This window comes from Saccharopolyspora sp. (assembly GCF_017434145.1).
Lineage (GTDB): Bacteria > Actinomycetota > Actinomycetes > Mycobacteriales > Pseudonocardiaceae > Saccharopolyspora_C > Saccharopolyspora_C galaxeae.
In genome coordinates this window covers 1-9768 of record NZ_JAFRFW010000787.1, presented here as the reverse complement: position 1 = coordinate 9768, position 9768 = coordinate 1, and the positions used below count along the sequence as shown (strand labels likewise).

Annotated in this window: 9 protein-coding genes and 1 pseudogene; 5 read left to right on the top strand and 5 right to left on the bottom strand. The window is 71.0% G+C overall.

The genetic code is table 11. The annotated features are described in order from the left end of the window. Together IJH84_RS21265 and IJH84_RS21260 are read left to right on the top strand one after the other, a co-directional pair. A pseudogene (locus tag IJH84_RS21265) lies at positions 1 to 248 on the top strand (hypothetical protein); the annotation flags it as partial. Continuing rightward, positions 245 to 904, top strand: coding sequence for a response regulator (locus IJH84_RS21260; RefSeq protein WP_200073368.1), 660 nt, complete (start codon positions 245 to 247; stop codon positions 902 to 904). The pseudogene IJH84_RS21265 and the gene IJH84_RS21260, both read left to right, overlap by 4 nt. Positions 905 to 947: 43 nt before the next feature. On the opposite strand, the gene IJH84_RS21255 is transcribed toward IJH84_RS21260, so the two are convergent. The 3 genes from IJH84_RS21255 to IJH84_RS21245 form a co-directional block, all read right to left on the bottom strand. Next, positions 948 to 1745, bottom strand: a complete 798-nt coding sequence (locus IJH84_RS21255; RefSeq protein ID WP_295148108.1) for an alpha/beta fold hydrolase — start codon at positions 1743 to 1745, stop codon at positions 948 to 950. 123 nt (positions 1746 to 1868) lie between these two features. Next, entirely contained in the window at positions 1869 to 2663 is a 795-nt protein-coding gene (locus tag IJH84_RS21250) for a methyltransferase domain-containing protein (RefSeq protein ID WP_295148105.1), read from the bottom strand. Next, positions 2660 to 3583, bottom strand: coding sequence for an ABC transporter substrate-binding protein (locus tag IJH84_RS21245; protein ID WP_295148102.1), 924 nt, complete (start codon positions 3581 to 3583; stop codon positions 2660 to 2662). Before IJH84_RS21245 ends, IJH84_RS21250 begins: the two co-directional genes overlap by 4 nt. A gap of 436 nt (positions 3584 to 4019) precedes the next feature. On the opposite strand from IJH84_RS21245, the gene IJH84_RS21240 reads away from it, so the two are divergent. The 3 genes from IJH84_RS21240 (at position 4020) to IJH84_RS21230 (ending at position 8502) form a co-directional block, all read left to right on the top strand. Beyond that, positions 4020 to 5813, top strand: coding sequence for an NAD(P)/FAD-dependent oxidoreductase (locus tag IJH84_RS21240; protein ID WP_295148099.1), 1794 nt, complete (start codon positions 4020 to 4022; stop codon positions 5811 to 5813). Positions 5814 to 5956: 143 nt separating this feature from the next. Beyond that, positions 5957 to 7492, top strand: coding sequence for a hypothetical protein (locus IJH84_RS21235; protein WP_295148096.1), 1536 nt, complete (start codon positions 5957 to 5959; stop codon positions 7490 to 7492). A gap of 248 nt (positions 7493 to 7740) precedes the next feature. Next, the gene (locus tag IJH84_RS21230) at positions 7741 to 8502 is read left to right on the top strand and encodes an enoyl-CoA hydratase-related protein (protein WP_295148093.1); all 762 of its coding nucleotides are present in this window, start codon (positions 7741 to 7743) and stop codon (positions 8500 to 8502) included. 52 nt (positions 8503 to 8554) lie between these two features. Here IJH84_RS21230 and IJH84_RS21225 read toward each other — a convergent pair whose 3' ends face one another. Both IJH84_RS21225 and IJH84_RS21220 read right to left on the bottom strand, forming a co-directional pair. Further along, entirely contained in the window at positions 8555 to 8968 is a 414-nt protein-coding gene (locus IJH84_RS21225) for a DUF5313 family protein (RefSeq protein ID WP_200073374.1), read from the bottom strand. A gap of 19 nt (positions 8969 to 8987) precedes the next feature. Next, a complete protein-coding gene (locus IJH84_RS21220; RefSeq protein ID WP_295148114.1) occupies positions 8988 to 9362 on the bottom strand; it encodes an HAD-IA family hydrolase in 375 nt (124 codons plus the stop codon). Between the last annotated feature and the right edge of the window lie 406 nt (positions 9363 to 9768).

Genomic DNA, 9768 nt, shown 5'->3' with positions numbered 1-9768 from the left:
GGCGCGGTCTCGGCCTCGCGCTCACCCGGCAGGCGGCAGGCAGCCTCGGCGGCGAAGTGCGGCTGACCGATCCCGGCGGAGCCGAGCACGGGGCGGTGTTCGTCGCACGGCTGCCGGGCGCGTTGGAGCCGCGGCGGGCCGGTGCAGCCCCCGAGGACTCGGAGTCCACAATGGACAGAAATGCCACGAGGGACGAAGGCGGCGCGGCCGACGCCGAACCTCCCGAGGAACAGGAGGCGAACCGATGATCCGGGTCCTCGTCGTCGAGGACGACTTCCGCGTCGCCCGGGTGCACGCCGAGTTCACCGACCAGGTGGCTGGCTTTCGCACCGTCGGCATCGCGCATTCCGCCGCGCAGGCCCGCGAGCTCGTCGACGAGCGGTACCCGGACCTGCTGCTGCTGGACAACTACCTGCCGGACCGCTCCGGGATAGCGCTGCTCGGCGAGCTGGACGTGGACGCGATCATGCTCACCGCGGCGGCCGACCCGGCGTCGGTGCGCGCGGCGCTGGCCGCCGGGGCGTTGAACTACCTGGTCAAACCGTTCACCGCGGACCAGTTGCAGCAGCGCTTGACCGCCTACGCGCACTACCACGCGCGGCTGCCCGCCGAAGGCGGCAAGGTCGACCAGGCCGAGATCGACCGCGCGATGCGACTGCTGCACGAGGGCGACCAGCCCGGCACGCCGAAGGGCCGCTCGACGATCACCACCCGGCTGATCGTGGATGCGTTGCGCGGCGCCGAAGGCCCGCGTTCGGCCGCCGAGGTGGCCGAGCAGCTCGGCGTGGCGCGCGCGACGGCGCAGCGCTACCTCGCGGGGCTCGCCCAGGACGGCAAGGTGGACATGACCTTGCGCTACGGCGCCAGCGGTCGTCCGGAGCACCAGTACGCGCTCATCGAGTGAGCCGATCTCCCGCGGGATTTCCGTTGCGGCGTCCGGCATTTCCCTATTCGGCCAGGAAATCCCGCACCAGGTCGGTCGCCGACGGGCGGCGCTGCAGGAAGTAGGCGTGGCGCGCGTCCGGCAGCAGGTGCAGCCGGGCGTCCGGGATGCGTTCGGCCAGCAGCGGGGCGTTGTCCGGCGGGGTGAGCCGGTCCTGTTCGCCGTGCAGGACCAGCGTCGGCGCGGTGATCCGCGGCAGCACCTCCCAGGCGTCGTGCTCGTTGCTGGCGACCAGGTGCCTGCGCTTGGCGTGCGCGGGCATGTCCGGGTCGCCGAGAACCTGGTCCGTGCGGGGATCTTCGGCGGGCCAGGACGGCGTGAACATCAATTCCACCAAGGCCTGCCGCGCGGCACCGGGATCCGGCTGGGCCAGCGCGCGCCGCACGTCCGCGTCCCGCTCCGTCGCGTGTGGACCGCCGGGCGAGGTGCAGCCCAGCACCAGCCGCCGCACCCGCCCGGGATGCAGCGCGGCGAGCCATTGCGCGACGCGCCCGCCCATCGACGTGCCGTATACGTCGGCGCGTTCGACGCCGAGCTCGTCGAGCACCGCGACCACGTCCGCGGCGAATCCCCGCGTGGAATAAGGCTCGTCCGGTTTCCCGCTGCCGCCGGTTCCGCGGTAGTCGACCGTGATCGTGCTGTGCGCGGGGTGGAAGTCCTCGCGGACGCCGTCCCACCAGTGGTGGTCGTTCGCCTGACCGGCCAGCAGGACCAGTGGGTAACCGGTGCCCTGGCGTTGGTGGGCAAGTGCGGTTCCGTCGTGCGCGCGGGCGTGGGCGCGCACCTGGTCTGCGGCTGGCATCGGATCCCCTCCGGCGGACGTCTCGTCGTGGCGCCCGTCAGCTTTTCAAAAGACCCGGACAGCTTTTTCAGAGGCCCGGACAGCTTTTCAGGGGCCCGGAGCGATCAACGCAGTCGCCCAGCGTCAGCGGGTTTCGAGCCGGGCGCTGGTGAGCACGCCGGTGAACGCGGCCGAGAGCTCCACCTCGCCGGAGGTCTCGTGGTGGTGCAGCCACTCCGTGATCTCCGGCCGGTCCGCTGCGTGGGTGCGCAACGTGTCCCCGACGATGCGCTGCCACACCTGCTGGTTGACCCCGAAGCTGAACGGCTCGGAGGTGACCGCGAGACCGCGCTCGGCCAGCAGCGCGGGCAACCGGCGGCCCGCCCACGCCTGGGGCAGCGAGTCCCGCATGATCTCGACGATCTCGTCCACCAGGCTCGGGCGGAACGGTCCCGTCGGGAGCAGCATGGCGCCGTAGTCGAGCTCGAAGCTGACCAAGCGCCCGCCCGGGCGCAGCAGCCGCAGCAGCTTCTCGGCCGCCGCCGCGAGATCGTCCTGGTAGATCAGCACCCGCTCGGTGCGCACCACGTCCGCGGAGCCTGCGAGCTCGCCGGGTTCGGTGAGGTCGTGCACGTGCCAGCTCAGGTTCCGCGTCGACAACCGCTCCTGCGCCTGCGTCAGCAACTTCTCGTTGCGGTCCGTACCGCGCACCGCGACGTCCGGGTGGTCGGTGGCCAGCCTGCCGGTCTCGATGCCCAGCCCGCAGCCGGAGTCGACCAGGACCTCGCCGTCACGCAGGTCCATCGCCTCGCGCATCGCCCGGTGGATCCGCTGGATCCCGGGCAGCCGGTCGACGGTGTGCAGGAACTGCGCGAGCGTGTCGGCGCTGCCCCGCTCGGGCGCGCGGAATCCGGTGTGCAGGTCGAATCCGGCGGTCATGCGGCTATCACCATGGGTCCGATGTCGAGGGGTGCTTGCAGGTTGCCGAACAGCTCCATCAGCGTCGCCACGCGCTGCAGGCTCGTGACGTCGGTGCTGAGGGGGTATCGGCTGGGGGAGAGCACGGCGGAGATCCGCTCGTCGATCTTCAGGTCCCGTTGCAGCACGGTGCGCAGCGTCGACGGGTTCTGGCAGCGGCGTTGCGCCTCGCGCAGGGCGGAGCGGAACGCGCGCAGCGTGTTCGGGCACTTCTCGATCAGCGGCGCCAGCGCGCCGTATCCGTCGATCGGGATCTGCGCAGCGGCGCCCGCGGTGGGGTCGACCAGGCGTTTCACGCCGTGCTGCACTTCGGCCGCGGACAGGAACGGTTCGGGCAGGAACGCCGCGTCGACGTCGCCGGACAGCAGGGCGTCGGTCATCTTCGGGAACCCGCGCTGCACGTAGCGGACCTGCTCCGGGCGGATGCCCGCGGTTTGCAGCTGGGCATTCGTGGTCAGCGTGGCGACGTTGTCGAATGCGTTGACGCCCACGGTCTTGCCCGCAAGATCCGCCGCCTCGTTCAGCCCGGAATCGGATTCGGCCACCACCGCGAAGTTGTCCGGCGCGGCCCGGCTGCCTTCGGCGATGATCCGGGCGGGGCCGCCGCCCGCGAAATTCTGGATCAACGACGGGTAGTTGCTGAACGTGATATCGAGTTTCCCGGACAGCAGCTCGGGGACCGCGAATGCGCCGCTGGCGACTTGTTGCAGCCGGACGTTCAGTCCGGCTTGCTGGAATAGGGCTTCCTGGGCGGCGAGGTGCAGCGGCGCTGCGCCCACGATCGGCAGCGCCCCCACCAGCAGTTCCGGTTGCTCGATGCCCTCGGTGCGCGGAACCGTGCCGCTTCGGGTGCTGCCCAGCGAGGTGGCACAGCCAGTCATGGCGAATGCGCCGAGAGTGCCGGCCAACAACGTTCGGCGGCTGGGTCGGTTCGCGCTCATCGGGTGCCGAGAATGCCACGTTACGGCGGCGCTGGGAAACATGACAGATTTCACGTCGGCGGCCTTGCCCGAACTTGCCGCATTCGCGGGCCGCGGCCGGCCCGCTTGCCGTTTCTTGCGCCGGTGGGATTCAGGCGCGAACGGCGGAAATGTTCTCCCGCCGTTCGCGCGGAAGTTTCGCCGCGGCCGGCTGCCGCCGGCAATTTATCGCATTGCGTGCACGAATCGACACGTTTCGAAATATTAAATCAGTCGGTTGACTTAAAACCTGTTGTCCGGTAGGTCTGGAATGGGCGGCGAGCACCAGCGGACGCGTCCTGCGCCATCCAGCGCGGCCCGGCCGGTGTGGCGGATCGAGGAGAGAAGAGGCAGTCGCATGACCGACCAGCCGGACGCCTGCACCGGGCTCGGCTTCGACCCGGAGGAGCTGCGCGCGCGGTACCGCGCCGAACGCGACCGGCGGCTGCGCCCGGACGGCTCGGCGCAGTACATCGAGCCGACCGGGGACTTCGGCTACTACGTCGACGATCCGCACGCGGTGGAGTTCACCAGGCAGCCCTGTGTCGACGACGTGGACGCGGTGGTGGTCGGGGGCGGATTCGGCGGCCTGATCGCGGGCGCGCGGCTGCGCCAGGCCGGGCTCGGCTCGATCCGGATCGTGGAGCGCGGCAGCGACGTGGGCGGCACCTGGTACTGGAACCGCTACCCGGGCGTTCGCTGCGACATCGAGTCCTACATCTACCTGCCGCTGCTGGAGGAGGTCGGCTATGTGCCGACCGAGAAGTACACCTGCGGCGCGGAGATCCACCGGCACGCCCAAGCCATCGCGGAGACCTTCGACCTCTACCGCGAAGCCTGCTTGCAGACCGAGGTCACCGGTGCGGAGTGGGACTCCGAACGGGGTCGCTGGACGGTCACCACCGACCGCGGCGACCGCATGACGGCCCGCTACGTCGTGTTCGCCTGCGGAGTCTTCGGCCGCCCGAAGCTGCCCGGGATTCCCGGCATCGACGGCTTCCGCGGGCACACCTTCCACACCAGCCGCTGGGACTACGCCTACACCGGCGGCGACCAGACCGGCGGGATGCACCGGCTCGCGGACAAGCGGGTCGCGGTCATCGGCACCGGTGCCACGGCCATCCAGTGCGTGCCCCACCTGGCGGCCGACGCCGAGCGGCTGTACGTCTTCCAACGCACACCGTCCGTTGTGGACGAACGCGGCAACCGTCCCACCGATCCGGAGTGGGCCGGCGCGCTGCGCCCGGGATGGCACCGGCGGCGCCGGGACAACTTCCTCGCCGTCGTCGCGGGCCGGGCGGACGCGGACCTGGTGGGCGACCGGTGGGGCGATCTCACCCGGCACTTCCAGGCCGAGCTGGCCAAGCTGGACGACCGGGAGATCGACGATCCGCAGCGGCGCGAGTTCGCCAGGGAGATCGCCGATTTCCGCAAGATGAACGACATCCGCGCCCGCGTGGAGTCCATCGTGGACGACGATGCGACCGCGCGGGCGCTGCAGCCGTGGTACCGGCACGACTGCAAACGGCCTACCTACAGCGACGAGTACCTGCCCGCGTTCAACCGGCCCAATGTGACCCTCGTGGACACCGAGGGGCGTGGTGTCGAACGCATCACCGCGAACGGCGCGGTCAGCGGCGGTGTCGAGTACGAGCTGGACTGCTTGATCTTCGCGACGGGTTTCGAGATCGGCCGCGCGCACCCGGCGTTCTCCGGTCCGCCGATCCGCGGGCGGGGCGGGCGCACGCTCGCCGAGCACTTCCGCGGTGGGATTCGCACGCTGCACGGCTTCACCAGCCACGGCTTCCCGAACCTGTTCTGCATGGGGCTCTCGCACAACGCGGTGGCGGTGAACTTCGCGCACGTCCTGGACGACCAGGCCGCGCACATCGGCGCGATGATCGCGGAGGCGGAAAGGCGTCAGGCACCCTACGTCGAGCCCAGCGCGGCGGCGGAGCGCGAGTGGACCGAGTCGATCCGGCGGTCCGCGCGCCCGAACAAGGTGCAGGCCGAGTGCACCCCGGGCTACTACAACAACGAAGGCAAACCGCCGCCGGTGCGCGAGTCGTACACCGGCGACGCCCTCGAGTTCGCCGAGTTGATGCGGAGTTGGCGAGCGGGTTCCGGCCTGGCGGAGGTGCTGCCGGAATGACGAGCGAGTTCACCCCGGCGACCGATTCCGGTGCCGCCGCAGGATTCGGCGCCACTTCCCGCTCCGGTCCCGCTGCCCGCTTCGGCACAGTTTCCCGCTTCGGCACTGCCGGAAGTTCGACACCGCGCAGTACCCGCTGGGACGTGGCCAGGCCGACCGAGCCGAACCGGCTCTGGGGCGCCAACGGCATCGCATTCGGCCCCGACGGGCGGTTGCACGTGGCGCAGGTCCTAGGTGGACAGATCAGCGCGGTGGACACGACTTCGGGCGATGTGGAGGTCGTGGTCGGGCAGGACGGCCCGGTTCGCACGCCCGACGACGTCGCGTTCAGCGCGGGCGGCGAGATGTACATCGCCGACATCGCGCCGGGCAGGGTGTGGCGGCGCGACGCGGCGGGCGAGCTGGATCTCGTGGCGAGTTCGGTCCGGTTGCCCAACGGCATCACCTGCCTCGGCGACCGGCTGTTCGTCAACGAGATGCGCCCGGACGGAGAGCTGGTCGAGCTGTTCGGATCCGGTGCCGAACCCGCGCTGCTGACCGGCGGCCTGGCGATGGGCAACGCGATGCAGATCGGCCCGGACGGGAAGCTGTACTACCCGCACATGCGCACCGGCCAGGTCTGGCGGATCGCTCCGGACGGCGGCGTTCCCGAACTGGCCGCGGAGGTCGGTTCACCGGTCGCGGTGCGGTTCGACCGCGCGGGCACGCTGGTGGTGTTCTCCACCGGACCGGCCGGGCTGATCACCCGCATCGACCTGGCTTCCGGGAACCGGACCGAGGTCGTGACCGGGATCGGCGGGCTGGACAACGCCGCGTTCGACGACGAGAACCGGATGTTCGTGTCCAGCTTCGCGCACGGCGGAGTCATGCAGGTGCAGCAGGACGGGCGCAGCCGGGAGGTCGTCCGGCGCGGCCTGAACGGCCCGTACGGGATCGCCGCGGGCCGCGGCGGCACCGTTTACGCGGTCGACCACTTCAGCTTGGCGCGCACGACCGATTCCGGCGCCGTCGCTTCGGTGGACGTCGTCGGCGGCGGAATGCCCACGTTCGCGCGTTGTGCCGCCGCGGACGGCGACGGGCTCGCGCTGAGCACGGTGACGGGCGAGGTGCACGCCTACGACCCGCAGCGCAGGTCCACGCGGCGGAGGGCCTCGGGTCTGGGCGAGCTCACGGGGATCGCGGTCGGGCCGGGCGGCGAGGTCGTCGTGGCCGCATCGGGCTCCGGCCGGGTCCTGCGCCTCGACGAGTCGGACGAGGTGCAGGTGCTCGCCGACGGGCTCGATCATCCCGTGGGCGTGGCCGTCGACGATGCCGGTGCCTGCTACGTCGGCGACGACCGCCGCGGGCAGGTGCTGCGCCTCGACGACGAGCCGGTCGTCGTGGCCGACGGGCTGGGCGAGCCGCAGGGGATCGCCGTGCTCGGCGACGAACTGCTGGTGATCGAGGTCGAGCATCGGTGGTTGCGCCGGATCTGCCTGCGCACGGGCGCGAGCACGATCGAGGCCGAGGACTTGGCGGTGGGCCTGCCACCCGGCGGGGCCGAACCGCCCGACGGCGGCGGGATGACCTACCGGCCGCCCGCGTTCGCCGATCTCGCGGTCGCGCCGGACGGCTCGGTGCTCGTCGCGGCCAACGGCGAAGGAAGCGTGCTGAGGCTGCGGCCGCCGCCAACGGCCTGAGCCCCGTCACCTGTGGTCATCGGCTGCGCCTCCCGTGTTCGGGTTCTGATCGTGGCACGCGTGCGCATGCGGGCTGTTCGGCAGGACCGCGGTCTTCTGCCGACAGCCGGTGTCTGATGGGGTTGCCCGGTGTTTGATTGGGGTTGCGCGGTGTCTGATTGGGGTTGCGCAGCTCCGCGTGTCCCGACCCACCTCTCGAGCAAGGAGCAGAACGTGTCGCAGAAAGCGCTGCTGAACGAGTCCGGCCGATGAACGTGCGCACCGAAACCCGCGGCCGGGTCGCGGTGATCCGCATCGACCGGCCCGAGAAGCGCAACGCCATCGACGCCGTGACCACCCGCGAACTCGACGAAGCGCTGAACCGGTTCGAGGACGACGACGAGATCTGGGTGGGCGTGCTGACCGGCACGCCGGAGTTGTTCTGCGCGGGCACGGACATAGTTTCCGGCTCAGGTGGGCCCACCGAACGCGGCGGGAAGTACGGCCTCGTCCGCCGCAGCCGGACGAAACCGCTGATCGCGGCGGTCGAGGGGCTCGCGCTCGGAGGCGGTTTCGAGGTCGCGATGGCGTGCGATCTGGTGGTCGCCTCGGATGCGGCGTCCTTCGGGCTGCCGGAGACGATGCGCGGCTTGGTCGCCACCTCCGGCGCGCTGCTGCGCGCGATGCGTTGCCTGCCGCTGAACGTCGCGCGGGAACTGCTGATCACCGGTGCGCGACTGGATGCCCGCCGTGCCTACGACATCGGGTTCGTCAACCGGCTCGCCGACCAGGGCGCGGCGGTGGAGTCCGCGCTCGCGATGGCCGAGGAGATCTGCGCGGCCTCACCGGCCGCCGTCCGCGCGACCCTGCAAGCGCTCGAGGAGCAGTGGGCCGAGGCGGACGACACCGGCTGGGCGGCGACCGCGCGGGCGCAGGAGCGCATCGAGTCCGGGCCGGACTACCAGGAAGGCCTGGCGGCGTTCGCGGAGAAGCGCGCGCCGCGGTGGAGCGGTCCCGGGCCGGTGACCTGAGTCCTCAGTGGACACCGGTTCGCGGCTGGCAGGACGCGGAGCGCGGCGGCTGCTACCGCGAATCGGTGCCGGAGCCGGGATCGGCGCGGTAGATCGCCCGGTAGCGCTCGGCGGCCTGCTCGTCCATCCGGCCGCGGACCGCCGAGCCGTGCCCGGGCGGAAAGCCGTGCCTGTTCAACCGCGCGTCCACGCTCTCCACCGAACTCGTCAGCACGATGCGCAGCACCACGAGCAGTCCCAGCAGCACCGGACCCAGCGCCAGCGCCCAGGACCCGCTCATCCAGTACAGCGCGATCAGCAGGACCGCGGCCAGGGGAGCGATGAACAACATCCCGCGCACGCACACCCGCAGCACCCACGTGCGGCAGGTGGCGTCGTGCAGGACCCAGTCGCGGTAGCGCTCCGGCAGCGTGCCGCCGTACTGGTAGTACAGCCACAGCAGCGGATTCGGACGGTCGATCGCCACCACGACATGCTATGCGAGCTCAGTCCGGCACCGGCCACCCGTCCGCCAGTCCGGCCAGTCCCCACAGGTCGCGCCAGGTGTGATCGGCGGGTTCACCGGCCTGCTGCGGCTCGTCGTGCCGGTTGATCCAGGCGGTGCGCATCCCGAACCGCTTGGCGGGCGCGTTGTCGTACTTGAAGCCGAACGCCACGTGCCGGATCCGCTCCGGGGTCACCCCGATGCGTTCGAGCGCTTGCCGGAAGAACTCGGGGTCGGGCTTGTAGGTGCCGCAGTCCTCGGCGGTTATCACGTCGTCGAACGGCACCCGCAGGTGCCGCAGGCTGTGCGAGATGAGGTCCCGGTCGGTGTTGGACAGGATCACCAGCCGTACTCCGGCCGCGCGGGTCCTGGTCAGACCTCTAACGGTGCTGCCATGTCCACCTCCCGTGTCCGGCGCACAGCTTGGTCGATCGGCTGCCCGGTCGACGATCCGGGACGCGGCACCCTCGCACTGCCGCCACGAGGCGATTCGGCTTACGGGGTGTGCCGGCTGCTAGCCGGAACCGCGCAGTCGCAGCCGGAGGCCGATCCGCGGGACTCGCTGTTGCGTCGGAACTCGCCGATTTCACCGCCGGAGAAACGGGCCTGAGCTCGCCGGTCCCCGGTGTCAGAGCCCCGAGTTGCCCGTGCAGGACGCGAACGTGAAGGGGCCGGTGCTGGTGTTCTCCGCGACGACCTCGCCGTCGATGGTGAGCCTGCACTTGATGTCCCCGCCGCCGCTGCCGTTCTGCACGGTCAACATGTAGACGTCGAAGCCTTCC

Bases quoted from the DNA above. Each gene is read 5' to 3' on its own strand.
- IJH84_RS21260 (WP_200073368.1), top strand. From the start codon at position 245: ATGATCCGGGTCCTCGTCGTCGAGGACGACTTCCGCGTCGCCCGGGTG.
- IJH84_RS21255 (WP_295148108.1), bottom strand. From the start codon at position 1,745: ATGCCAGCCGCAGACCAGGTGCGCGCCCACGCCCGCGCGCACGACGGA.
- IJH84_RS21250 (WP_295148105.1), bottom strand. From the start codon at position 2,663: ATGACCGCCGGATTCGACCTGCACACCGGATTCCGCGCGCCCGAGCGG.
- IJH84_RS21245 (WP_295148102.1), bottom strand. From the start codon at position 3,583: ATGACTGGCTGTGCCACCTCGCTGGGCAGCACCCGAAGCGGCACGGTT.
- IJH84_RS21240 (WP_295148099.1), top strand. From the start codon at position 4,020: ATGACCGACCAGCCGGACGCCTGCACCGGGCTCGGCTTCGACCCGGAG.
- IJH84_RS21230 (WP_295148093.1), top strand. From the start codon at position 7,741: ATGAACGTGCGCACCGAAACCCGCGGCCGGGTCGCGGTGATCCGCATC.